Here is a 22,806-nt window from a genome sequence, read left to right on the forward strand (position 1 = left end):
CTCCCTGTTCAGTGCGTGGACGTGGACGATTTGGCGCTGTTCATCAGCTCGAGCATGGCCTGTGCGCGCGACTTGAGTTCTGCGCGCTCCGGCGTTTCGCTCTGGCGCAGCACGAACTGCAGCGCTTCCTTGGCTTCAGCCGTGTAGCCCAGCGCGATCATGCATTCGGCGGTGTGGTAGGTGGGCAGCGGGTCGCCCATGTCCATCAGCGAGGCCATCGAGTAGTACTTGATGGCTTCCTTGTAGCTCTTGAGCATCTGCAGGCTGGCGGCAAACGCGTTCATGAACCGCTTTTCCATGTGGTTGTGCGTGACCAGGAAGCCGAAGGTGCGCATGGCATCCTGGTAGCGGGTCTGGCTGTACAGGCTGTGGCCCAGTGCGTAGAGCACTTCGTAGTCGGTGTCGTCGTAGTCGTAGACGGAACCCAGGGTTCCGCCGTTCGTCAGCAACTCCGCAATCTGTTCTGGCAGATTGTCGGGAATCGAAGCGGGTGCGTTTTTGGTATTCATGGGTGACTCTCGGGGGTTGGCTGTGGCGCGCGTTCGCGTGCGCTCAGCGCATGTTGCCGATGATGGAGCTGCGGCTGTCCTGCATCTTCTTGATGAAGTTGGTCATCACGTCGAAGGCTTCGTTGCGCTTGTTGGACAGGGTTGCTCATGCTGTCGATCTGCGACTTGAYCTGCTGGATGAAGCCGTCGAGCTCGCCCTTGGTGGGTTGCGGCGTGGTTTCCGTGATGGACGCGATGCCCTTCTTGCCGCTGTAGTCGCTGGAGCGGAACGCCCAGTTCTTGGATTTGTAGTCGTCCGCTTCGCGTTTGCCGGCTTCGTCCACCTTGTGCGTGGTGCCGTCGCGCAGTTTCACTTCCCAGGATTTTTCGGCGCCAATGCTCTCGGGCAGCGTCACGCCAGCGCTGGCGGCAGCCGACTTGAGGTCGGGTGCGGATCCGGCGATGTTGACCTTGTCGCCGGCCTTGGCGTCGGCCGGCACACTGGCTGCGGCCTTGTTGAGCGAGCCCAGCAGCTGGTTGAGCTTGGAGATCTGGTCGTTCTTGGCCTGGACCGAAGAGATCTGGTCCTTGAGCTGCGCTTCCAGGAGATTCGCGCGGTTGGATTGAACGGCCATCATGGCGGTTTCCAGGTCCATGCCCTGGACGTTGATGGAGGTCACGCCCCCCACATTGACATTGCCGACAGTTGACATGATGGCGTCCTTCCGATGCTGTTGTCGTTGTTGCGGGTCGCTGATCTCAGCGCATGTTGCCGATGATGGAGCTGCGGCTGTCCTGCATCTTCTTGATGAAGTTGGTCATCACGTCGAAGGCTTCGTTGCGCTTGTTGGACAGGGCTGGATCGCGCCATCGAGCTTGCCCTTGGTCACGTCGCCGCGCAGGCCGCCTTCCAGGCGCGCTGCACTGCCATCGGCCTTGAGTGTGTTGGTCAGCCCGCCGCCGCCGTCCTTGTTGTCCGACAGGCCGGGGTTGGTGATGCCGGCCGAGATGTAGGCGCTGTTGACTTCCTTCTCGACGTTGTAGGCGCCGCCGTTGGCGAACTGGCTGTTCCCATCGATGCGGGTGTCGGCCTTGGCGTCCGAGCCGAACATGGCAGCGGCCTTGTTCAGCGAACCCAGCAGCTGGTTCATCTTGGAGATCTGATCGTTCTTGGCTTGCACCGAGGAGATCTGGTCCTTGAGTTGCGTTTCCAGCAGATTGGCGCGGTTGGACTGGACGGCCATCATGGCGGTTTCAAGGTCCATGCCCTGGACGTTGATGCCCTGTGCGCCGCCGATACCAGAGATACTAGACATAGTTTTCTCCTATTGAAATGTTTGGTTGATTGGAGATTTTTAGATCATCGAACGCGGGCGGCGTGCCGCACCGGCGCCGGGCGCTGCAAACGAAGCGCGGGCCTGTTCTTCCTTCACGTCCTGCTCCACCGCAGCCATGTCTTCCTGGAAGGCCTTCTGCGCGGCTTCGATGCCCTTGAGGTCGAGCTGGGCGTCCAGGACACTGCGCACCTTCTCGGGGTCCAGGCCCTGGCTGCGGTAGAACTCGTCGGCGGCTGCCAGCTGGCCTTGCACTTCATCGATCAGCGCCTGGGCGCGGGCTACGATGTCCTGGGGGTTGTCTTGTCCTGCCATTTCGAAACTCCTGTTGATATTGGGCGGTGGTGGTGCGAAATGTGCCGCACGACACCGGGTAAGTAACCACCCCGAAGGTCCGGTTCCACGGTCGCGCAGAAATTTTCGGCAGGCCTTGCAGGGAACCCGATGGCGCCAGCCGTTACCCACCCAGGGGTGCCCTGCGCGCGAGCCCATAAGAGAAATCCCTATGTCCAGAATCGAATCGTTCAACACCCCGTCTTTCGACAACATGTCTTTGCGCGGCGGGCTGCAGGGCGGGGGCCAGGCTTTGGCCGGGCAATACGCCGGCCAGCAGGTCAAGGTGGATGACGGGCTGTCCGTGCTGGCCGACGCGGCGGAAGAAATCAGCCTGCACCATTCGGAAAAGGCCGAGACCAAGCACGCCTCCGAACGCAAGAAGGAGGCCACCCGGCCGATGGAGCTGATGAGCCCCGAGGCCATCACGGCCTACATGGAGGCGGCCCAGGCCTTCGAGGACCCCGAGCAGCTGGTGCAACTGGCCAAGCGGATGCTGTCCGGCCAGGGCGACCCCGCAGCCCAGGCCAAGCAGGCTTTCCAGGGTCCCACCGAGCAGTTCATGGCGCTGCAGTACGCGCTGCACCAGGGCGAGCGCGACGGCGCGCCGGCCGACGTGCTGGACGCCCTGCGCGAGGCCCTGGACGACCTGGAGATGGAGCACGGGCCGCGCATGCGGGCCGATGTCAACACCATCGGCACGGCGCAAGAGGGCGCGCGGGGGCATGCCGATGTGGCGCAGTTCCAGTCCACCTACCGCGACGTGGTGCTGGGCAACCCGTCGCTGGCGGGCACGCTCAAGCTGGCGCTCGAGCGCTTTGGCGACAGCGACTTCGCCGCCGGGCTGGCGCGCCTGACCCAGGCGCTGGGCCAGGACCTGGCAGCCGCCCGGCCCTCGGCCGACCCCACGCGGCTGCAAAACCTGGTGCAGGACCTGTACCACCTGGGCGTGGCCTCGACCGTGCTCGATGCCAGCCGCGAGCTGCACGCCAAGATCAGCGAACAGCACGGCCCGCTCACCGGCACGCCGGTCGCCCTGATGCAGGACCTGGTGGGCATCAGCGCCGAAAAATGGGTCTCCGGCGCGCGGTTCACCGCCCTGGCCGAGAAGTTCGGCGCCACGGGCGTGGAGGCGCAGATCCATTTCCTCACGGGCGTGAAGCTGCTGGTGCGGGACATGCCGGTCAAGGTGTTCGTGGATGCGGACCAGCGGCAGACGATTTTTCAGGCGGTGCAGGATGCACTGGACGCCGCCATCGACAAGGAGGACTACTGACCATGGCGCATTTGCAACAGGCGCTGGCCGATTTCGGCCGCGATATCGGCCTGCCCACTCTGGAGGGCGGCCCGGACGGGGGCGTGCAGCTGCGTCTGGAGTCGGGCGCGCTGCTGGGGGTTGCCCAGCAGGGCGAGGAGGTGGTGGTGCACTGGGCCGAACCGGTGCGCTACGACATTGCTGCGCTGCTCCTGCGTGCCATGAAGCTGGCGGGCGACGCCCGCGATGCCGCCCAGCCCGTGCAGGTGGGGCTGCGCAGCCTGCCCACGGGCGACTGGCTGGTGCTGGCCACCCGGTTCGCGGCCGAAGGCGTGAGCGCCCGCCGCATTCGGGAGGCCTCGGAGTTCCTGCGGCAGTGGCAGGCCGACCTGGGCGGCAGCCGCTGACCGCGAGCCCGCGATGCCGCGGGCGGCTGGGGGCCGGTGCCGCGGCGCACCGGCACAACTAAACTGCGCGCGCGATGGAACTTCCCCGTGCGCGCGGTTACTGAAACACGCAAGGCTGCGCCCGCACCCTGCGAATCTTCTGGGAGCATGCTGTATGACGGATATGAGAATCAGCGGTCTGGTGTTTGACCGGGGCATCGACAGCATCACCTACGCCCAGCAGGATGCGCAGACCATGCTGCCCGAGCGCGGGGAGTCCGCACCGCCCGACGTGGGTTCACGGGCCCAGTTGTCGGCTTTGCTGGACAAGCCGTCCATCGACGACTTCCTCGACACGGCCACCCGCCCGCAGATCGCGAACCGGGACCTGCTCGTGCCCACGCGCTTTCGCGAGGCCCTGGACAACGCCCTGCAGCAGTTGCGCGATGCGGCGGCCCAGTGGCAGGCGCCGGGCGGCGCGGGCTCGGCCCCCGGCTCGGACGACGAGCTGCGCGTGCTCAACCGCGCCACCCGCCTTCTGAGCGAAGAGGTGGGACTGCGCGACCTCGTGCAGATGTACCGCAGCGCTCTCTACCAGGGCTGATGGCGCACATGGCATCTGACGCAGCAGCACCCGCAACCGCGGCGGCGAGCGCCCAGCAACCCGGCGCAACCCCGGCGGCCAGTATCGAGCTGATGGACCTGCTGGCCTTCGTGTACCTGCAAAACGGCCTGCCCGACAAGGCCGCCGTGCTGCTGGCCGCCCGCAACCTCCTGGCGCCCGAGGATCCCCGGGCGCTGCTGTCGCTGGCGCTGGCCCAGGTGCGCTCGGCCAAGCCGCAGCGCGCCCTGAACACCCTGGAGCAGCTGGCGCTGCTGGGCGCCATGGATGCTTCCTTTCATCTGGTGCGCGCGCAAGCCCTGCATGCGCTGGACCGCCGCGACGAAGCGGCGGCCGCGATGCGTGCCTTCGTCGCACAGCGCAACGCTGCCGAGCCCACCCCGGAGACCGCGTCCACCGGGCGCTGATTGCATTCCACCATGTCCCAGACTGCTTCGTTCTCTCCGTTCGCCCGCCTGCAGCGCTTCGTCCAGATACTCACCAGCCGCAACGACCTGATCCTGGCGTTCTTCCTGGTGGCGGTGATCTTCATGATGATCCTGCCCCTGCCGACCTGGCTGGTGGACGCGCTCATCGGCATCAACATGACGATCTCGGCCATCTTGCTGATGGTGGCCATGTACCTGCCCTCGCCGCTGGCGTTCTCGTCGTTTCCGTCGGTGCTGCTGGTGACCACGCTGTTTCGCCTGGGCATCTCCATCGCCACCACCCGCCTGATCCTGCTGCAGGGCGACGCGGGCCATATCATCTTCACGTTCGGCAACTTCGTGGTGGGCGGCAACCTGGTGGTCGGCCTGGTGGTGTTCCTGATCCTGACCATCGTGCAGTTCGTGGTGATCACCAAGGGCGCGGAGCGCGTGGCCGAAGTGGCGGCGCGCTTCTCGCTCGACGCCATGCCCGGCAAGCAGATGTCCATCGACGGCGACATGCGCGCGGGCACCATCGACATGGACGAGGCCAAGCGCCGCCGCAACATCGTCGAGAAGGAAAGCCAGCTCTACGGCGCCATGGACGGCGCGATGAAGTTCGTCAAGGGCGACGCCATCGCCGGCCTGATCATCGTGGCGGTGAACCTGCTGGGCGGCATCGTCATCGGCACCACGCAGCGCGGCATGAGCGCGGCGGACGCGATGAAGACCTACTCCGTGCTGACCATCGGCGACGGCCTGATCGCGCAGATCCCGGCGCTGTTCATCGCGATCTGCGCGGGCATGATCGTGACGCGCGTGCAGACGGGCGATGGCCCCTCCAACGTCGGCAAGGACATCGGCCAGCAGGTGCTGGCGCAGCCCCGCGCGCTGCTGATCGCTGCGGCCGTGGCGCTGGGCATGGGGCTGATCCCCGGCATGCCGCTGCCGGTGTTCCTGATCCTGGCGGTGGTCATCGGCACCATCGGCTTCACCATTTTGCGCGGCACCCGGCGCGTGGTGGACGAAAAAACCGGCGAGGTCACCGAGGTGCCCGCCATGCAGCCCGCGGGCGAGGCGCGCACCAAGCCCAAGGCATCGGACGGCAGCGACGAGTTCGCGCCCACGGTGCCCCTGCTGATGGACGTGGCCGCGGGCCTGCAGACCAGCTTCGATGCCGGCGTGCTCAACGACGAACTGCTCAAGATCCGCCGTGCGCTGTATTTCGACCTGGGCGTGCCGTTCCCGGGCATCCAGCTGCGCTTCAACGAATCCCTGCCGCCCGAGAGCTACAACATCCTGCTGTCCGAAGTGCCGGTATCGCAGGGCCGCCTGCGCCCCGGCTACCTGCTGGTGCGCGAGAGCCTGAGCAACCTCGATGCGCTGCAGATCGCCTACGAGGAGGACCGCAAGTTCCTGCCCCACATCCCGACCCTGTGGGTGGGCGACCACCTGCGCGAGCCGCTGTCGCGCGCGGGCATTCCGTTCATGGACCCCAGCCAGGTGCTGACGTACCACCTGGCCTTCGTGCTCAAGAAGTACTCGGCCGACTTCATCGGCATCCAGGAAACCCGCTTTTTGCTCAGCGCAATGGAGGGCCGCTTCCCCGACCTGGTCAAGGAGTCCACCCGGGTCCTGCCGATCCAGAAGATTGCCGAAATCCTGCAGCGGCTGGTGTCCGAGGACATTTCCGTGCGCAACCTGCGCGCCATCCTGGAGTCGCTGATCGAATGGGGCCAGAAGGAAAAGGACTCGGTCCTGCTGACCGAGTACGTGCGCTCCACGCTCAAGCGGCACATCAGCTACAAGTACTCCAGCGGGCAGAACATCCTGCCGGCCTACCTGCTGGCGCCCAGCATCGAGGACACCGTGCGCGGCGCGGTGCGCCAGACCTCGGCGGGTAGCTACCTGTCGCTGGACCCGGCGGTGAGCAAGCGGCTGGTGGAGAACATCAAGAAGGCGGTGGGCGACATCGGCGGCAATGCGCAGCGCCCCGTGCTGCTCACCTCCATGGACATCCGGCGCTACATGCGCAAGATGATCGAGCAGGACCTGTACGACCTGCCCGTGCTGTCCTACCAGGAGCTGACCCAGGAGATCAACATCCAGCCGCTCGCGAGGATCGACCTGTGAGCGGAAGCCGACCCTGGAGCGATGCTCCTGAATTCATAGCTGCTACCGCTTGTCCAGCAAGCGGCAGGGCCCATTTTTGCTTCAAGTTCAACGCCCCGTCGGCGTTACACCTTGGCGATGCCCTCGTCCAGCGTGTCGGTCACGGCGAACAGGGTCAGGAAGCCGCTCATGTCGAACACCTCGCGCACCATGTCGCGCAGGCCCACGAGCACCAGCTTGCCCTTGCTGGTGCGCAGCTTCTTGCCCGCCAGCAGCACCACGCGCAGTCCGGCGGAGCTGATGTATTCCAGCGCCGAGAGGTCGAACACCAGGCGCTGGATGCCTGCGTCGAGTTGCTCGGTCACCACGCGTTCGAGCTCCGGCGAGCTGCTGCTGTCCAGACGGCCACGGGGACGCAGGATGAGGATGTCATTGCGGCGTTCCTGTTCGAGATTCATGGACGCAGTCCTTCGGGGGTGAGGGGTGGAGTGGGGGAGAAAACCGGAAAGGGCGCATTGTATGGGCCGCCCCGCCAACCCGCGCGGATTAATTGCCCGGCGCCTGCACGGCGTGCGGCGCGGGTGTCCGCCGCAGGAGGCGCACGATGAGCGCTGCGGCGGAACTGCGCATCCTGACCGGCCGGCACGCCGGCGCGCGCGCCCCCTTGGCGGGCGGCGAGCGCATGGGGGCGGACGACGGTTGCGACCTCATCCTGACCGACCTGGACCTGCCCTCCGACATGGGGGCCTGGGTACAGATTGCGATGGGACGCTGGTGGGTGCGCTCGTCGCCGCCCGAGGCGCAGGCACCGGCCGATGCCCCGCCGGCAGACCCCGCTTCCTCCTGGGTGTCCGAGCAGCCCTGGGGTGCGGTGGCCTACCTGGGGCAGGTGGCGATCACCGTCAGCGCGGCGGACGCTGCCTGGCAGGCCGTGCCGCACGGCCATGTGGAAGCTGCTGGTGCGGCTGCAACCGCTGACAAAACCGCCGCAGATACCACTTTGACGGCAGCCAGCGCCGGCTCGCCAACGCAGGCCTCCCGAACCGGCGACCCGGTGCTGGCCGTCATTCCACAGAACGACGCGGCCGATCCACAACACGGCCACAACCCGGCATCGGAGCCGGGAGGGCGTGCCGTGGACGCCACGGTGCGCACCGGTGCTGGCGTGGCCGCGGGCAGCGCGCCGGCCAAGGCGCGCCGCCGGTGGCAGCCGGCGTTGATCATCGGCCTGGCGCTGGCGGCATTGCTGCTGTCGGTGTTCTGGTCGTTGCTCAAGGGCCAGGGAGCCCAGCGTGCGGCCGAGGGCGCCCAGGCCTCCGAGGCCAATGCGGCGGCGGCCGGCGCCGAGCGCCAGCAGCGCCTGCTGCGGGACATCCAGCTGGCCATTGCCCGTGTGGACCCCGGCCTGCGCCTGCGCATCGAGGCGCTGCCCACGGGCGGCGCCCGGGTCAGCGGCTGGGTGGCAGACATCGCGCAGCTCGACCGTCTGGCCGAAGGGCTTGCCGGCATCCGCCCCGCGCCCGCGCTGGCGGTGCGCACGGCGTCCGATCTGATGGACGACCTGGTCGAAGCGGGCGGGCCGGACGCACAGGCACTGCGGTTCGAGTTGCTGGGCGAAGGCCGCGTGCGCGCGCATGGCCTGGTCATGGCGCCGGCCGAGCGCGACAGGGTGCTGGCCCTGGTGCGTGCCCGCGTGCCCCCGGGCATCGAGATCGTGGACGGCCTGCGCGTGGCGTCCGCCCAGGGCGGCACGGTGCAGGAATGGCTGCGCACCGCAGGCTTTGCGGGGGCCGAGGCACGCTGGGATGGCGAGCAGATGGTGATCGGCCTGGACATCGGCGGCCAAGAGCGCGCAAGGCTCGAGTCCCTGCTGGCGCGGGCGGCCACGCCGCTCTCCGGCATACCCTTCGTGCTGCGCACCCGCGAGGTCGGGCGTGCACCAGCCGTGGCCGCGGTGCCGGCGGTGCCCGCACACGCCAGCAAAGCGCCGCTGCCTTTCAGCATCCGCAGCGTGGTGGGCGGCGCGGTGCCTTACATCGTTCTGGGCGACGGCTCCAAGTTGCAACCCGGCGGTCGGCGTGCGGGTTGGCGCCTGGTGGCGGTGGAGTCCGACCGCATCGTGTTCGACGGACCGCGTTCCCTGGTGGTCATGCGGTGAAGCTGCTGCTGCCCGATGCGCCCGCGGTCGCGCCCGACGAGCCGCTCAGCGAGCTGGAAGCCCGGCTGCGCGGCCCCGACGCAGACGCGGCCCGCCAGGATGCGCTGGCCCGCATCGCCGTGCTGGAGCAGCGCATGCGCGCTGCGCTGGCCGAAGGCGTACCCCCGGCGGACTATCCCGCGCTGGCAGCAGTGCTGGACGCTTGCCAAGCGGCGCGTGAAGTGTTGACAATGGCGGTGCGCGCGCCCTGACAGGGCCACGCCGGCACCGTTATGCCTTTTTTCATCGTGTTCACCCTTTCTTGAATCAGGAGCTTTTCCATGCTGACGACCGGCGGTATCACCTTCAACTCCATCAACAACTCCATCTCGCAAGTCACCTCGCGCCGTGAAGCCGACCTGCAGAACACCATCAACAGCCTGGGCGACAGCCCCAGCACCGGTGAGCTGCTCGGCCTGCAACAGCAGGTGCAGCAGTGGACGATGTTCACGCAGATCCAGAGCACCATCGTCAAGGAAGTGTCCGAGGCGATGAAGGGCGTGATCCAGAAGGCTGCCTGACCGCGCACGCAGGGGCCCCGCCTTCAGTGCGCTGCCCCCGTGCTTCATTCAGGGCGCTGCCACTGCGTCAATGAATGCGCAGGGGCCGGGGCGACGGGACGATTGCAGTTTCAGGGCTTCACGCCCGCTGGTGGAAGAAGGCCATCCCACCCTGAGCTTCCGCAGTCAACGACTGCGCCGCCGTGCCCTGCGGCTCTGTGCCCAGGAACGTGGACCAATCCTGCGCATGGTCCACAAAGCGTTCCACGGCCTGCACAAACTCGGCAGGTGCGCCCGGCACCCGCTCATCGAAACGCTGCGTCAGCAGCACCGACGCCGGTTCGTTTTCATCCAGCGACAGCGTGGCGCCGCCGGTGCCCCGCCAGAACCGGTTGGCGCGCAGCATGGCGGCCATCACTTCCTCGCGGCGTGCGGAGGGCACGGCGCCCAGCACCGCAAAGCAGGTGAGCGCATGGGCTGCGGCGTCGTGCTGCAGGTGCACGGCGATCTGGTCGAACGCCAGGGTGCAAGCGCCCTGTGCATCGAGTTCGACCGGGAAAAGGCCTGCGGCTTGCCGCAAGGCATCGAACAGCGCACTGCGCGTTGCGGCGGTATCGGTCATGGCAATCTCTCGCTTTCTTGTCTTCAAGGGTGGTTTCGGTCGTCGGGTGGCGGGAGCGGCACGGCGTTGCTACAGCGCACGCACCGACACGAGTGCCGACAGGTAGGCATCGCGGTCGGCGGCCAGGTCGTCCAGCGACGCTGCGCGGCCGGGGTGGGTCCAGCCCCAGCGCTGCGGCTGGCTGCTGAAGGCATCGTCCACCAGCACCAGCGTGCGCCCCTCCGGCCAGCGGCCGTCGGCGCGGGCTGCGGCGGCACGCTCCTGCAGCAGGCGTGCCAGCGTGAATGCGCCTTCTACCGCCATGGCAGGCGTAGCGCCGGCCGTGCCTTCGCCGTCCCCCACGGGTGACCAGTCGCGCTGCATGAACAGCGCCACGTCCGGGCCTGCGCTGTAGCAGCGCAGCCGCGCATGCAGCCCGCTGCCGATGATGCCCAGCACCGCGTCACCGCGCACGCTGCCGCCGCGCGCGGCCCAGGCCTGGAAGGCTTGCTCGGGGTCGAGGTCGGCCCACTGCGCAGCCACGCCGCTGGCGAACAGGTGCGGGGCCAGGGGCTCCATCGCCTGGAGTACGGCCTGTGCGAGCGGTGGCGTCGGCAGGCCGGCGCGGGCCAGCCAGCCAGAGGCCGCGGTGCTGGGGCGGGAGAGAAGACCGGAGAGCTTGTCCATGGTGCGTCCGAGGTGTAGGTAGTCCGGGTGGAATGTCGCGTGGCTGCTGGGTGCCAAGACCGCGGTGTCTGGGTGTCGGGGTGCCGGATGTGCGTCAGCGAACGCTGCGCGGGTCCAGCAGCGGTTGCTGGCGACTTGTGCGGACCTCGGCCAGGATGGACGATTCGCGCGCGACGTAGCTGACGTTGGAGATCTGTTCTTCCAGCGCCTGGATCTGCCGATTGACCGCGGGGGTGCGCGGCTGCTGGCTGCGCAGCGTTTCGAGCTGGGTCAGGGCGTCGGTGGTACCCATGCCCAGCAGGCTGCCAACGCGCTCGGAACCCCAATCTTCGGTGCGCTCGGCGACCTGGCCCTTGGCCTGCAGGTCGCGCACGTGCGTCTGAATGGCGCCGAGCCGGCTCTGCGCGGCCGCTTGCTCCCCGGGGGTAAAGCCCGGCCCCATCAGTTCGAGCATCTTGTCGGGCGTCATCGCCAGCAGCGCGGTGGCGGTCTTGGTGCTGACCACCTGGGGCAGCACGCAGCCCTTGAACGGCGGCGATTCGCCCGTGCGCGTGCGCATCGCCGCGGGGTTCACATCGTTGGGGTCGGTCAGCTGGTCGCCGAAGGCGATGTCGTTGTCGATACCGATCACGCCGGTGACGCGGCCATCCGCGCCCTGCTGCACGATGTAGTTGTGGCCGTGGCGGTCCACCTGGCCGCACAGCGCATCGAGCCACTGCAAATCGGTGGTTTTCTCGCGCAGCACCGGGTCGGAGAAGTCGAACGCCACGAAGGCATCCTTCTCCTGCACCGTGATCTCGCCGTCCATGTTTTCCACTTCCATGGAGTTGATCAGCTGGAGGCCCCCTTCCACCAGCTTGCCGCCCACAAAGCCTTTTTCCCGTGCGTAGGCCGTGGCCAACCCGGGGCTCGCGCTCAGCTCGGCGCGCTTCTCGGGCGACAGCGTCACGACCACGTCACCCGACTTCAGGGGCGACAACCCTGGCGCGAAGGACATCACCAGTCCCATCCGCTGCTGGCCGTCCACCTCGTGCACGCCGATTTCGGCTTTGGGTGTGACGCCCATGCCCAGGTGCTGGTCCAGGCGGTGCACCGCCACGTTGCGCTGCTCCATCACGGGCCGATCGGTGTTGATGCCGGACGCCGAGACCGCATCGGGCTGCTCGCCCCCCGGCACGGAGGGCTTGAACACGCCGGTAAAACGCGTGCCGTCGCCCAGCTGGTAGTGGCCCTTGAACACCGTGTTGACCGCGCCGCTGCCCAGCTTCGTCAACCCACCGCCGGCTTCGGGGCTCCTGTCCAGGGTCTTGTCGTTGAAGGCCAGGCCCGCCGTCTCGGGGCGGATCGGCACACCGGTCTGCGCGTACTGCTGCGCCAGGCCTTCGGGCATCTTGAGCTTGATGGCCTGCACCAGCGACTCACCATCGAGCGGCAGGCTGAACAGCCTCTCGACGCCCGCCTGCAGTTCGGCGGGGTTCATGCCGCTGGCGCGCAGCGCGGTGGTCACGGCGTGGATGTCCTGCAGCGACAGCGGGGGCTTGTGCTGCGAGAACGCGCGCGCATCGGCAACGCTCAGGCCCTCGGGCATGCCTTCCCTGCCGATCTGATCGCGCAGCCCGTCAAGCTGCGCGCGCTGGGCCTGCACCTGGCCCTTGAGCTGGGCGATGTCGTCCCGGTGGCTGCGGCGCGAATTGCCTTGCGCATAGGCGTCGCAGGAGCGTTCGAGCTCGCCCAGCTCCTGCGACAGCTTGTGGATCTGCCCCTCGGCATAGGCCTTGCGGGATTCCGGGGTGGTCGGCGGTGCGGGCGGGCGGTCGTTGCCGGCAGCCTTGTGGAAGGACTCGAGCTTGTTCAGCACGTCCTTGTGGCCCGTGGAGCGGTGCATCACCGTAATGCCGAACAGCTTCCAGTCGCGCTTGGGCTCGCCCACGGTGTCGCGCAGCGCAGTGGGCGTGGCCAGGGCCTCGCGGCGCAGCGCTGCAGGCGCCTGGGGCGCGGTGGAGACGGTGCGCTCCTGCAGAGGCCGTCCGCTCGTGGGTTGGGGCGTGGCGCGCAGCGCTTCGCCCAGTGCTGCGTGGGTCGGGGTGGCCAGGGCGGTCACGGTGTGGCCGCCGAGCTTTCCCTGTACCTCGCCGCTGCCTGTCGGTGCGGTGCCGGAGGTCCAGGTCGGAGCCGTCGTGGTGCCGGTCTGGATCGGGGAAAAGGACATGGCGGTTGCTCCTGGCGGTGCGGGGGATGGGGTGGGCGGCCTCAGGGCCACGGGACTGCCGCCCGCGCCGAGGCGCGGGCGTTGCAAGGACTTGGTAACCCCGCCGTGCAAGAGGTTCCATCGCGCCCGGCCCAGGGCTGCGATGGATGGCGTTGCGCGCCTACTTCGCCGCTGCCTGCGTTTCCACGTTGATGACTTCCGCCACGTTGAGCAGCAGCATGGGCGGGTACAGGCCCAGGGCGTGCACCGTGCGCATGTTGATGAGCAGCGAGAAGCGCTGCAGCGTCGAGGCCGGAATGTCCTGGGTGCGTTTTTTCTCGACCAGGATCTGGCGCGCCATGGACCCGGCGTAGCGGCCGATGTTGGCGCCGTTCGAGAACAGCCCGAACATGCAGCCCGACTGCCGCACGATGCTCTCGGTGGCGCAGAAGGTCGGCAGCTTGTTCTCCAGTGCTGCGGTGGTGACGGCGTCGCGGTGCGTGAACGCCAGGAAGGTGATGGGGCCCACGTAAAGCAGGTCGGCACCGCGCTCCGCCAGGCTCTTGACCTGCGCGGCGATCTGCCCCGGGTCCGGCGCGCCGGTGGGCAGCAGGGGCAGGGCGGCCTCGACGACTTCGAAGTTCTGCGTCTTGGCCAGGTCCTTGAGCCGGTCGCGGATGAGCGCCGAATTGGGCTCCACCGGGTTGTGCAGGTAGCCCAGCTTGGCAAACGGCCGGTAGGCGCGGATCGCGTTGAGCTGCACCGGCAGGGGCGCCACGTGGCTCACGCCCGTCACATTGCGCGCGGGATGCTCCAGCGTGGGGAGCAAGCCGGCGCCTACCGGGTCGGTCACTTCCGTGAAGACGATCGGGATGTCGCGGATCGGGTTGCCGGCGTTGGGCTGGTCGTGGCGGCCCGCCAGCGCCAGGGACGTGGGCGTGCCCCACACGTAGATCAGGTCCGGGTTGGCTGCGCGCACCCGGCTGCGCAGGTCGGCGATGTCGTCGGCCTTGCCCGAGTAGCGGATGTTGACGTAGCGCACCGGCACGTCCTGGCGCTGCAGGTAGCTGGTGAACCCGGCCTCGATGTTCTGCTCGTCGCGCGGCAGCACCATGGCCACGGTGTAGCGTGCGGTGGCCGCAGCCACGGCCGCTGCCGCACCGCTGGATGGCGTGGCGGGAGCGGGCTGCTGGGCGTGCGCAGCGGCTGCGCAGAGGATCGATGCGGCCGCCAGGGCCCGGAGTGCGGTGTAAATACGGGGCATGAATGTCTCCTGTGCTCAGGGCGGGCGTTACGCTGCCGCGCCGGCGCGCGGTACGCGCAGGCCGGCCAGCAGTCCCAGGGTGGCAACGGTCAGCAAGATGCCGACCGCGACGACCGCCCCGGCAAAACCGAAGGCCGTGACCGCAATGGCCGTCACAAAAGGGGCGACGATGCTGCCGGCCCGCTCGATGAGGCGGAACGCCGCCAGCGCCTGCTCGGGCGTGGCCGTGGCCTGGCCGTCGGGCTGGTGTTCGAACACCTCGGTGGTCAATGCGATCTGCGGCGACGACTGGAACGCCTGACCGAAGCCCAGCAAGGCGCAGCAGGCCGCCATGCCCCAGACACCGCCGAGCGCCGGCAGCGACAGGCAGGCCAGCACGCTCAGCACGCCGCCGAGCACGATGAAGGGCTTGCGCTGCCCGAGCAGGTCGGACCAGTGCGCCACCAGCGTGGCCGTGGACGCAAAGCACAGAAAGTACAGCAGCAGCACACGGCCCGCCACCGCAGGCTGCTGCTGCAGCTCGCTCATGTACAGCGGCACCACCACCGACAACACGGTCACGGCCACCAGGCGGCCGGGCAGGGCGGAGCCCAGGATCACGCACACCGCGCGGGGCTCGCGCAGCACGGCCCAGTAGCCGCGCCAGCCGCCCGTGGTGGCCAGTCCCCTCTGTGCGGCCTGCGCGCCCATCGTGGCGCGGTCGAGCGACAGGCGCATCGCGGCCACCAGGGCGGCGGCCATGCACAGCGCGCAGGTCACGAAGCCCGCCACATCGCCGGCACGCGCCGCGATCATTCCGCCGAACGGGGGGCCCACGATGCCGGCCGCCACGATGGCGGCGGCCACTTCGGCGAGCCCGCGCGCGCGCTGCTTGGGCGGCGTGATGCGCACGATGGCGGTCTGCACCAGGATCAGCGCCAGCCCGTAGGCCGCGCCGCCCGTGGCGCGCAGCGCAATGAGCGTCCAGGCGTCCTTGGCCCAGGACGTGGCGGCCAGCGCGAACATGCCGACCAGGGCCGAGAGCATCAGGCTCCAGCGCAGGTCAAAGCGCTTGGCCAGCGCCGGGCCCAGGGGCTGCGCCAGCGCCAGCGTGGTCATGAACGCGGCGACGGGCAGGCCGGCCACCATGGTGGGCGACAGGGCCATGTCGAAGGGACGCACTTCGCTGGCGAACACCGTGAAGAACGGGCGCAGAAGCTCTTCGGACAGCGCGACCAGAAAGACCGTGAGGCGCAGCAGCGTCAGTTGCGAGGCGACGGCGGCGGGCACCACCGTGACCTCGGTGCGCTCGCCCTGCGGTTGGCCGGCGGCCTCCAGCAACTGTGCGCGGCACTCCGCCGCGTCCCGGTCGTGGGCCTCGGCCGCGTCGCGCGCCACCGCGTGCCGGCGCTGCCAGCGGCGTTGCACGCGCTGCCAGCCGCGTGCCTGGGCATAGGCGGCCAGCGGGTACAGCAGCGACTTGCGCCACAGGCCGCGCGACAGCTCGCGCACCAGCACCGCGGCGATCACCAGTGCCAGCACCAGGTCGAGCAGCATGCCGCCCAGCTGGCGGTTCACGTAGTCGGCCGGGTAGCCCACCACGACCTGGCCGCCGTCCTGCGTGACCTTCACGAGGCGCTGGGAAAAATCCGTTTCGCTCTCGCGCTGCTGGGTGGCGGGCACATCGCCGCCCCAGGTGGTGTGGGTGGCGGCAGCCTCGCCCTGGCGCAGGGCCAGGTAGCTCAGCTCGGGCGCTTCGGCCAGCTGCTTCTTGAAGAGCTCATCCATGCCGTTCAGGCTGCTCCAGGGCACGCCCGCCGCGAGCGCGCGCGCCACCTGGCCGGACAGGGTGCGGCCCACGGCGTCCGCGTTGGCCTGGATCTGCTCGGTGACGAAGGGGCGCGCCGCTTCGCGTGCGATCCACACCATGGTGGACGGTGCCGCCACGCCCGCCAGCAGCAGCGCGAGCCACAGCCCCTTGCCATAGCCGTGGGTGCGGGGGGCGGCTGAACGGTCCGCACGGTCCGCCCCTGCGGCGCGGTTGCCCTCGGGGCGGCGGCGCTGCAATGACTCGATCACGCGGGTGCCCCAGCGTATCAGCGCCCACCAGGTCAGGAACAGCGTGCCGGCGATCAGGGGCAGCGCCTTGAGCACCATGCTGGTGGCCGCTTCGTGCGCCTGTGCCCGGGCGATGGCCGGGTCCACGGCCGCCCAGATGGTGGCAGCGGGGGCGCCGGTCGAGTCGAACATCGCCGTGCCCACGAACACGCCACGCCCGGTGGTGCGCACGCTGGGCGGATGGTCTGGCCCGCCGCTGCGCAGCGGCGCGTTCCAGCGCCCGTCGACGGCGGTGCGCCATGCCTCGTCGCCGGCCTGGGCCACCGGATCGCCGCGGTCCGTGTCCACGAAGACTGCGCGCAGCGCCTTGTCTTCGGACTGCATGCGCTGCAGCCGGTCCACCAGCGATGTCTGGTCGGCCACGGCCACGCCGAACTGCATGCCGCGCTCGGCCTCGTCCGCCACCTGCTGCAAAAGCCGCACCACGCGGTCCTGCGACAGCTGCGTGAGCAACTGCTCGGTACGCCAGGCGATGAGCACCAGCGAGAGCCCGAACAGCGCCAGCGAGAAGATCGCCGCGAACACCAGCGACTCGCGGCGAAGGCGCGGGCGCAGCGCCGTGAGGTCGATGGACGCGGCGGTGCCGTGCGCGGCGGCTTCGGTGGTGGTGCTGTCACTCATGAGAAATACCCTTTGCCTTGGCTGCGCTGCGCCGGCTTGCTTTGCAACAGTCCCGTTGTCGTGCAAACTCGCACGCTGCTGTCGGAGTCTCTGGTTTGCTGTCGTCGATTCAACATACGCCCCCGTCCCTGTCGCCGGATGCCGCCTTCGCGCATCTTCCGGATCTGAGTGCCCACATCCTGCTGCCCAACGACTTTGCGGCGTGGAGCGCACTGCGCGACCGGGTGATCGCCGACCTGCCCAACCCTGACTTCTACGTGCGCGAGGACGACGAGCAGCTGTTCTTCGAGGCCCACACGCAGCCCCTGGGCGAGACCATCGGGGTGTTTGCCCACGGCGCGCTGGTCGCCTATGCGATGGTGGGCTTCCCCGACGCGGATTCGCCTGACAACCTGGGGGCCGTGATCGGCCTCGAACCCGCCCTGCATGGCAAGGTCACCCATCTGTCGAGCTGCATGGTGCTGCCCGAATGGCGCGGCCGCAGGCTGCAGCGCACGCTGCTGGCCGCGCGGCTGGCGCTGGCCCATGCGCGCGGCCGCCCGCTGTGCATGGCGATGGTGTCGCTGCTCAATCACAGCAGCCGCCACAACCTGCTGCGCCAGGGCTTGCACATCGCCTGGACGGGCGTCATCGACGGGCTTGAGCGCCATGTGGCGATGATCGACCTGCAGCACGGCCTGCATTTCGACATGGGCGACGAGAAGCTCTTGCAAAGCGATGATTTCGGCGCCTTGCAGGCGGCCTGCGCGGCCGGCTACACCGGCATCGGCGAAGTGCGCGACGACGCGGGCGTGCGGCTGCGGTACGTGCGGCACCTGCATCACGACCGCGCTCCCTGGTAGGTGATGGCCACCACGGTGATGTCGTCGGCCTGCGCGGCCCCGGCCTCGAACGCGCGCACCGCCTGAACCACGCGCTGCGGCACGCCGGCCGCATGGCCCTTGTGCACCGGGTCGGCGCCCACGGCCTCCATGGCATCGAGCAGCGCCTGGTCGCCGAACAGGACGCCCTCGGCGTTGTTGGCCTCGGTCACGCCGTCGGTGTAGAGCAGCAGGGTCTCGCCCGGCGACAGCATGACCTCGCCTTCGTTGTATTCCTGTCCTTCGAGCACGGCCAGCGCCATGTTGGAGCCGCGCTCGAAGAAGGTCGCCTTGCCCTCCCGCAGCCGGATGGGCGGGTTGTGGCCGGCGTTCACGTAGGTCAGCCGCCCGCTGCGCAGGTGCAGCACGCCGTAGAACACGGTGACGAACATCATCTGGTCGTTCTCGGCGCACAGCTGGTCGTTCAGCGCGGCGATGGTCGCGCCCGGAAAGCGCAGGAACAGCGCGTTGCTCTTGAGCAGCGTGCGCGAGATCGCCATGAAGAACGCGGCCGGAACGCCCTTGCCCGAAACGTCGGCGACCACGATGGCCAGGTGCTCGTCGTCGATGGGGAAGTAGTCGTAGAAGTCGCCACCGACCTCCTTGGCAGGGATCATGGTGGCGGCGATCTCGATCTCGCCCACGTCGGGGGCCGAGCGCGGCAGGATCGACAGCTGCATCTGGCGCGCGATCTCGAGCTCCTGCTGCAGGCTGGCGAGCATGGCCTGTGTCTGCACCGCGGCCTGCAGCTCGCGCAGCAGCTTGAGCAGGCGGCTTTGCTGGGTGCTCACCAGGCCCGACATGCGCCCGAGGATCCCGGCGAGTTCGGCCAGCTGGTTGGTGCCGCTTTGCACGGTCTCGGCAACGGGCACCGGGATCTCGGCGCGCGTGGCCAGCGACGCCAGGATCTCCTCGCGGGACGCCGGGTCCAGGCTCTCGGCCAGCGAGCGCAGCTGGTCGCGGATCAGGCGCTCCTGCTGGTGGCGGATGCGGATGCGCTCCTGCCGCAGGGTTTCCAGGTTGAGCAGTTCCGAGCGGATGGCCACCACGCCGCGGGCGATGGCGCCAGACTCGTCCTCGGCCTCCTCCTCGCCGTCGTCCAGCGACGCGTCGGTGGCGCCGCTGGCCAGCGCCTTGAGCACGCCCACGGACCGCGTCAGCGGCTCCATCGCGTGCTGCATGTAGGCGGCCAGGCCCATCACCACCAGGGCCGCGAAAAGCAGTGCGCCGCCGGCTGCCGCCCAGTTGAAGAACTTGTCGGACCGGTACTGCGCGGTGACGTCCTGCACCCACACCAGCGCGCCCACCACGCGTTTGTCGGGGTTCACCACCGGCTGACTGACCAGCTGAAGGGCGCCCTGGCTGCTGGCCGAGGTGCTGGACAGCGGCAGGATCAGCGCCTGCGAAGAGCGCACGGGCACCACCGCGCCGGTGGCCGCCAGGTTGCCCGGCTGGGTGCCCAGCGTTTCCTTGCCGCGCATGTTCACGATGAAGATGTCGCCGCCCAGATAGGCTGCCAGTTCGGGCAGGCGCTGCGCCACGTCCTGCCCGATGGCCAGCGCGCCGCCGTCGAAGCCGCGCACCAGCACCCAGTCGTACTGGCGCGGGGCCACCTGGCTCAGGCCGCGCACGCCCGAGGGCGATTCCAGCGCCGCCTTCACCCAGCCGGATTCGGCCAGCGGCTGCGGGTCGAACCCGGGCTCGGTGGTGGAGATGAGCGCGCCGCCAGGCCCCAGGATGTCGATGCGCAGGCCTGGCGCCTGGCGCACGGCATGGGCCAGCAGGGTGTCGATGCGCTGCTGCGCACCCGGTGCCTGCAGGTTGCGGAACGACGGGTCTTCCAGCAGCTTGCGCGCGAGCGCGTCCTGGCGGTCCAGGCTCTCGTTCTGGAGCTTGTCCCAGGCGATCCGCTGGCCCTGCAAAAGAGCCTCGTTGTAACGCTGCGCCCAGCGCTGCTCGCCGAGCCAGCCCATCATGCCCAGGGCGGTCACCAGCAGTGCCATCGCCAACAGCAGGATGAACATGATGCGCCGCTTAAGCTGCATCGCTGTCCTTTCGTGTCGGCTGCCAGGGCTGCGGACGGGGTTGCGCCCACCAGCTGACCCCGACGGCCAGCGTGGCGACGAGCAAAAGGCTGGTGGTGGGCAGGCCCGCTGCCGCGATGCCGCCCGCCAGCAGTGCGCCGAGGGCCGTGCCCAGCAGCGTGGCGGACGCGGGGGTGTGGTGGGTGCGCTGGGTCGATGTCACCGCATGGCCCAGCAGGTAGGCCGTGAGCAGGGCCGCCACCGACAGGGCCGCGATCTGCCAGGCGCCGGCGCCGGGCAGCGCAAGGGCGAGGGCATTCACCAGGGCCGCCATGGCCAGCGCGGCGCCGGTGTGGCGGCGCCGTCGCAGCGGATCGAGCAGGCCCCCCAGCAGGCCGACCCCGAGCGCGCTGGCCACGGCCGCCTGCGCCAGGCCATGCGGCACGGCGGTGGCGGACATCCACCCGGCCACCATGAGCAGGCCCGATGCCGCAGCGATGCAGGCCGTCACGCTGACGGCGCGCAGCCCCGACCGGGCCGCGGCGGCTGCCTGGGCCTGGGCGCGCGCGCCGACGCGGTGGCGCCAGGGGCTGCGCGGCTCGTTCCAGCGCAACAGCAGGAAGCTGGCACACAGCAGCGGCAGCGTCAGTGCCAGCCCACCGTAGAGCCCGCCCAGCGCGGTGAACGCCACCGAGCCCAGTGCCGGGCCGAGCCAGACGGTGGCACCCACCCAGGCGCCCATCGCCGCCTTGGGCCAGCGGGGCATGGCGTGCTTGAAATCCTGGCGGCGCGGCACCTGCTCGACCGTCATGCAGGCGGCCAGCGCCGCACCCGCGAAGCCGCCGCACCACAGCGCGACACCGGGCAGCCATTGCAGGGGGCTGTAGCCGGTCCACGCGCCCGAGGCCAGCACGAGGGCGAGCCCCGCCAGTCCGGCGCAGGCCGAGAACAGCACCGACAGCACCGGCCAGCGCCGGCCCTGCGTGACCCAGGCAGCGAGGGCGGCCGAGACGATGAACGCGGCCGGCAGCAGGGCCAGTTGGAGGGGCGGCAGGTCGGCCACCGCGTTCGATGCGGAGGTGGCCAGCGCGAGCAGCGCCACGGCGCCCAGCGTGATCAGCAGGCTGGCCCAGAAGGACTGCGCCTCGGCGGCCACGACGCGGACCTGCGTGAGGCCGTGTTCGGCAAAACGGTGGGTGCCCTGGGCCTCGGCCAGCAGCATGTCCAGGTACTCGCGCCGCTGGGCCTGGGGCTCGGTCTGGCGCAGCGACGAGATCAGCCGGCGCACGCGCGTCAGTGTTTCGTGCACGCCGCGCACGGCGTGGCCCAGTTGCTGCGCCCGCAGGTCGAACCCGCGCCGGTGCGGCAGCACCATGGACCGGTCGTAGCGCCCGCTCGCAATGGCGCGCATGGCCAGCCGCACCGCATGGTTGCGCAGCTTGACGCCCTGCGCTTCCGAGAAGCGCGCGGCCAGGAAGGCCAGCGCGGCCAGCAGCAGCACCGCCGGCAGCAGCAGGGTGGCGGCCGAGCGCGCAAACGGACCTGCGCCGGTTTCCTGCAGCGTCAGGCGGACGGTGCCGCGGGGCTCGCCGCGCACGGTGATGGGGGCGTCCGCCACGGTGCCCGTGGCCATCTTGGTGGCGCGCTCGCGTTCCACGAACCACAGCACCTTGCCGGGCCCCTGCAGCAGGGCGATGGACTGGATCTCGGCATGGGCGCCCAGCCGCTGGTTGAAGAGCGCTTCCACGCCCACCAGGCCCTCCAGGGGAATGCCGATGTCCAGCGCGTGGCCGATGCGCTGGCTCAGCGAGTCGGCCATGAGCTGGGCGCGCACGCGCTCGCTTTCCTGCCGCATGCCGCGCAGCTGTTCGTAGGTGTTCCAGGCCAGGGCGGCCGCGGCGGCCAGCAGCAGCGCCAGGGCGATGCAGCCCAGGCGCAGGGCGGCATTGGGACGGCGGGGCCGGCGGTGGCTGCTCATTCCAGGCGCTCGCTTTCGTCCAGCCGCGCCAGGCAGTCGTCCATGCGCGCGCGCACCGCGGCGGCCTCGGCCAGCGACTGGGCCATGCGGCCGTTGCGTTCGTAGGCCAGCCGGCGGTACTGCGGCGCCAGCGCCCAGCGCGCGGCCAGCCAGCCGATCACCACCACCAGCACGAAGATCGCCAGAGTGGTGAGCAGGATGGGGCTGAGCAGCTTGTCGCGCAGCGATCCGCCGTCCACCCACTGCAGGGCCGGCGCGGGTGCCGCGTAGCTGGTGCTGATGTGCCCCACCACTTCGCCGAAGGCGTTGTGCAGGGGCAGCCCCATGACGGCCTCGGTGCCGATCAGCGCCGTCCAGGTGCGGTCGCCGCGGGCGCCGGCCTCGGCCGCCTGCGCGACCCGGGGGTGCAGCGGCTCGCCGATGGCGCCGCGGTCCGTGCTGAAGAGCGCGATGCCCGCCCGGTCGACCACGTCGATGGCGTGCAGCTGCCTGTCGCTGCCCAGGGCCTTTTCCAGGCGCGACGGCATCGCGCGGTGGTCAGGGAGATCCAGGCCCAGCGCCAGGTCGCCTTCGATCGACTCCTGCAGGCCCGCCAGCGTGAGCGAGAGCCGCGCGCGCTGGATGCCTTGCTCTTCCTGGGTGCGGATGTTCAGCAGCAGGAAGGCGATCAGCACGACGCCGGCCAGCACGATCAGCAGCCACAGCCCGGCCAGTTCCCACAGCGCTGCAAAGCCAGGCCGGGGGCCCATGGCCGGGGTGGCGGGCGCGGCAGATCCGGGCTGCGGCGTGGCCTTGGCGGGTGAAAAGGCAGCTCCGCTCATGCCACAATGCGCCGACGCGTGTGCAGGCCGA

At 69.4% G+C, this 22,806-nt stretch carries 22 protein-coding genes; 9 read left to right on the forward strand and 13 right to left on the reverse strand.

Annotated elements, in window-relative coordinates; translation table 11 throughout:
• Positions 1-8: 8 nt before the first annotated feature.
• The 4 genes from ASG27_RS08045 to ASG27_RS08060 all read right to left on the reverse strand — a co-directional run bounded on the left by ASG27_RS08045 (position 9) and on the right by ASG27_RS08060 (position 2,137).
• Positions 9-509 (reverse strand): SycD/LcrH family type III secretion system chaperone, encoded by a 501-nt coding sequence (locus tag ASG27_RS08045; protein ID WP_056416768.1) that lies wholly within the window; start codon positions 507-509, stop codon positions 9-11.
• Complete coding sequence (locus ASG27_RS08050) at positions 506-1,201, reverse strand: hypothetical protein (protein WP_156388133.1); 696 nt, start codon at positions 1,199-1,201, stop codon at positions 506-508. The genes ASG27_RS08045 and ASG27_RS08050 overlap by 4 nt, the downstream gene beginning before the upstream one ends.
• A 108-nt stretch (positions 1,202-1,309) precedes the next feature.
• Positions 1,310-1,804 (reverse strand): hypothetical protein, encoded by a 495-nt coding sequence (locus tag ASG27_RS08055; RefSeq protein WP_156388134.1) that lies wholly within the window; start codon positions 1,802-1,804, stop codon positions 1,310-1,312.
• Between the two features lie 39 nt (positions 1,805-1,843).
• Positions 1,844-2,137: a hypothetical protein gene (locus ASG27_RS08060; protein WP_056416775.1), complete on the reverse strand. Its 294-nt coding sequence runs from the start codon at positions 2,135-2,137 to the stop codon at positions 1,844-1,846.
• A 190-nt stretch (positions 2,138-2,327) separates the two neighbouring features.
• Here ASG27_RS08060 and sctW point away from each other — a divergent pair, with 190 nt between their 5' ends.
• From sctW to sctV, 5 genes are all read left to right on the forward strand, one after another.
• Positions 2,328-3,431, forward strand: a complete 1,104-nt coding sequence (sctW, locus tag ASG27_RS08065) for a type III secretion system gatekeeper subunit SctW (protein WP_056416777.1) — start codon at positions 2,328-2,330, stop codon at positions 3,429-3,431.
• A gap of 2 nt (positions 3,432-3,433) precedes the next feature.
• Positions 3,434-3,817, forward strand: a complete 384-nt coding sequence (locus ASG27_RS08070) for a hypothetical protein (RefSeq protein ID WP_056416780.1) — start codon at positions 3,434-3,436, stop codon at positions 3,815-3,817.
• Between the two features lie 154 nt (positions 3,818-3,971).
• On the forward strand, positions 3,972-4,400 hold the full coding sequence (locus ASG27_RS08075; protein ID WP_056416783.1) for a hypothetical protein: 429 nt from the start codon (positions 3,972-3,974) through the stop codon (positions 4,398-4,400).
• A gap of 8 nt (positions 4,401-4,408) precedes the next feature.
• A complete protein-coding gene (locus ASG27_RS08080; protein ID WP_200912422.1) occupies positions 4,409-4,825 on the forward strand; it encodes a CDC27 family protein in 417 nt (138 codons plus the stop codon).
• A 12-nt stretch (positions 4,826-4,837) separates the two neighbouring features.
• Entirely contained in the window at positions 4,838-6,958 is a 2,121-nt protein-coding gene (sctV, locus tag ASG27_RS08085) for a type III secretion system export apparatus subunit SctV (RefSeq protein ID WP_082485937.1), read from the forward strand.
• Between the two features lie 104 nt (positions 6,959-7,062).
• Here the strand turns inward: sctV and ASG27_RS08090 are convergent, their stop codons facing one another.
• The gene (locus ASG27_RS08090; protein ID WP_056416786.1) at positions 7,063-7,395 is read right to left on the reverse strand and encodes an STAS domain-containing protein; all 333 of its coding nucleotides are present in this window, start codon (positions 7,393-7,395) and stop codon (positions 7,063-7,065) included.
• A gap of 146 nt (positions 7,396-7,541) precedes the next feature.
• Between ASG27_RS08090 and ASG27_RS08095 the strand changes: the two genes are divergently transcribed.
• From ASG27_RS08095 to ASG27_RS08105, 3 genes are all read left to right on the forward strand, one after another.
• A complete protein-coding gene (locus tag ASG27_RS08095; RefSeq protein ID WP_056416788.1) occupies positions 7,542-9,095 on the forward strand; it encodes a hypothetical protein in 1,554 nt (517 codons plus the stop codon).
• On the forward strand, positions 9,092-9,346 hold the full coding sequence (locus tag ASG27_RS08100) for a hypothetical protein (RefSeq protein ID WP_056416791.1): 255 nt from the start codon (positions 9,092-9,094) through the stop codon (positions 9,344-9,346). The genes ASG27_RS08095 and ASG27_RS08100 overlap by 4 nt, the downstream gene beginning before the upstream one ends.
• A gap of 69 nt (positions 9,347-9,415) precedes the next feature.
• Positions 9,416-9,655, forward strand: coding sequence for an EscF/YscF/HrpA family type III secretion system needle major subunit (locus tag ASG27_RS08105; RefSeq protein ID WP_056416793.1), 240 nt, complete (start codon positions 9,416-9,418; stop codon positions 9,653-9,655).
• 118 nt (positions 9,656-9,773) lie between these two features.
• Here ASG27_RS08105 and ASG27_RS08110 read toward each other — a convergent pair whose 3' ends face one another.
• The 5 genes from ASG27_RS08110 to ASG27_RS08130 form a co-directional block, all read right to left on the reverse strand.
• Positions 9,774-10,256 carry a type III secretion system chaperone gene (locus ASG27_RS08110; protein ID WP_056416797.1) on the reverse strand — a complete coding sequence of 161 codons (483 nt, stop codon included), beginning with the start codon at positions 10,254-10,256 and terminating at the stop codon, positions 9,774-9,776.
• Between the two features lie 69 nt (positions 10,257-10,325).
• A complete protein-coding gene (locus ASG27_RS08115) occupies positions 10,326-10,922 on the reverse strand; it encodes a hypothetical protein (protein WP_056416800.1) in 597 nt (198 codons plus the stop codon).
• A 94-nt stretch (positions 10,923-11,016) separates the two neighbouring features.
• On the reverse strand, positions 11,017-13,131 hold the full coding sequence (locus tag ASG27_RS08120) for a hypothetical protein (RefSeq protein ID WP_056416803.1): 2,115 nt from the start codon (positions 13,129-13,131) through the stop codon (positions 11,017-11,019).
• Between the two features lie 160 nt (positions 13,132-13,291).
• A complete protein-coding gene (locus tag ASG27_RS08125; protein WP_056416806.1) occupies positions 13,292-14,374 on the reverse strand; it encodes an ABC transporter substrate-binding protein in 1,083 nt (360 codons plus the stop codon).
• A gap of 27 nt (positions 14,375-14,401) precedes the next feature.
• Complete coding sequence (locus ASG27_RS08130; RefSeq protein ID WP_056416809.1) at positions 14,402-17,092, reverse strand: MFS transporter; 2,691 nt, start codon at positions 17,090-17,092, stop codon at positions 14,402-14,404.
• A 95-nt stretch (positions 17,093-17,187) separates the two neighbouring features.
• Here ASG27_RS08130 and ASG27_RS08135 point away from each other — a divergent pair, with 95 nt between their 5' ends.
• Positions 17,188-17,934, forward strand: a complete 747-nt coding sequence (locus tag ASG27_RS08135) for a GNAT family N-acetyltransferase (protein WP_056416812.1) — start codon at positions 17,188-17,190, stop codon at positions 17,932-17,934.
• Here the strand turns inward: ASG27_RS08135 and ASG27_RS08140 are convergent.
• From ASG27_RS08140 to ASG27_RS08150, 3 genes are read right to left on the reverse strand one after another with little or no spacing between them, the layout of a single operon-like run.
• Complete coding sequence (locus ASG27_RS08140) at positions 17,913-19,997, reverse strand: PP2C family protein-serine/threonine phosphatase (protein ID WP_156370648.1); 2,085 nt, start codon at positions 19,995-19,997, stop codon at positions 17,913-17,915. The two genes, ASG27_RS08135 and ASG27_RS08140, sit on opposite strands and share 22 nt — an antisense overlap.
• The gene (locus ASG27_RS08145; protein ID WP_056416818.1) at positions 19,987-21,954 is read right to left on the reverse strand and encodes a hypothetical protein; all 1,968 of its coding nucleotides are present in this window, start codon (positions 21,952-21,954) and stop codon (positions 19,987-19,989) included. Before ASG27_RS08145 ends, ASG27_RS08140 begins: the two co-directional genes overlap by 11 nt.
• A complete protein-coding gene (locus ASG27_RS08150) occupies positions 21,951-22,775 on the reverse strand; it encodes a hypothetical protein (RefSeq protein WP_056416820.1) in 825 nt (274 codons plus the stop codon). The genes ASG27_RS08145 and ASG27_RS08150 overlap by 4 nt, the downstream gene beginning before the upstream one ends.
• Between the last annotated feature and the right edge of the window lie 31 nt (positions 22,776-22,806).

Source organism: Acidovorax sp. Leaf191 (genome assembly GCF_001424425.1).
Classification (GTDB): Bacteria; Pseudomonadota; Gammaproteobacteria; order Burkholderiales; family Burkholderiaceae_C; genus Acidovorax.

Coding starts and splice junctions, on each gene's coding strand:
- ASG27_RS08105 (WP_056416793.1), top strand. CDS start 9,416: ATGCTGACGACCGGCGGTATCACCTTCAACTCCATCAACAACTCCATC.
- ASG27_RS08115 (WP_056416800.1), bottom strand. CDS start 10,922: ATGGACAAGCTCTCCGGTCTTCTCTCCCGCCCCAGCACCGCGGCCTCT.
- ASG27_RS08095 (WP_056416788.1), top strand. CDS start 7,542: ATGAGCGCTGCGGCGGAACTGCGCATCCTGACCGGCCGGCACGCCGGC.
- ASG27_RS08120 (WP_056416803.1), bottom strand. CDS start 13,131: ATGTCCTTTTCCCCGATCCAGACCGGCACCACGACGGCTCCGACCTGG.
- ASG27_RS08075 (WP_056416783.1), top strand. CDS start 3,972: ATGACGGATATGAGAATCAGCGGTCTGGTGTTTGACCGGGGCATCGAC.
- ASG27_RS08130 (WP_056416809.1), bottom strand. CDS start 17,092: ATGAGTGACAGCACCACCACCGAAGCCGCCGCGCACGGCACCGCCGCG.
- ASG27_RS08080 (WP_200912422.1), top strand. CDS start 4,409: ATGGCATCTGACGCAGCAGCACCCGCAACCGCGGCGGCGAGCGCCCAG.
- ASG27_RS08055 (WP_156388134.1), bottom strand. CDS start 1,804: ATGTCTAGTATCTCTGGTATCGGCGGCGCACAGGGCATCAACGTCCAG.
- ASG27_RS08110 (WP_056416797.1), bottom strand. CDS start 10,256: ATGACCGATACCGCCGCAACGCGCAGTGCGCTGTTCGATGCCTTGCGG.
- ASG27_RS08145 (WP_056416818.1), bottom strand. CDS start 21,954: ATGAGCAGCCACCGCCGGCCCCGCCGTCCCAATGCCGCCCTGCGCCTG.
- ASG27_RS08070 (WP_056416780.1), top strand. CDS start 3,434: ATGGCGCATTTGCAACAGGCGCTGGCCGATTTCGGCCGCGATATCGGC.
- ASG27_RS08140 (WP_156370648.1), bottom strand. CDS start 19,997: ATGCAGCTTAAGCGGCGCATCATGTTCATCCTGCTGTTGGCGATGGCA.
- sctW (WP_056416777.1), top strand. CDS start 2,328: ATGTCCAGAATCGAATCGTTCAACACCCCGTCTTTCGACAACATGTCT.
- ASG27_RS08150 (WP_056416820.1), bottom strand. CDS start 22,775: ATGAGCGGAGCTGCCTTTTCACCCGCCAAGGCCACGCCGCAGCCCGGA.
- ASG27_RS08125 (WP_056416806.1), bottom strand. CDS start 14,374: ATGCCCCGTATTTACACCGCACTCCGGGCCCTGGCGGCCGCATCGATC.
- ASG27_RS08090 (WP_056416786.1), bottom strand. CDS start 7,395: ATGAATCTCGAACAGGAACGCCGCAATGACATCCTCATCCTGCGTCCC.
- ASG27_RS08045 (WP_056416768.1), bottom strand. CDS start 509: ATGAATACCAAAAACGCACCCGCTTCGATTCCCGACAATCTGCCAGAA.
- ASG27_RS08060 (WP_056416775.1), bottom strand. CDS start 2,137: ATGGCAGGACAAGACAACCCCCAGGACATCGTAGCCCGCGCCCAGGCG.
- sctV (WP_082485937.1), top strand. CDS start 4,838: ATGTCCCAGACTGCTTCGTTCTCTCCGTTCGCCCGCCTGCAGCGCTTC.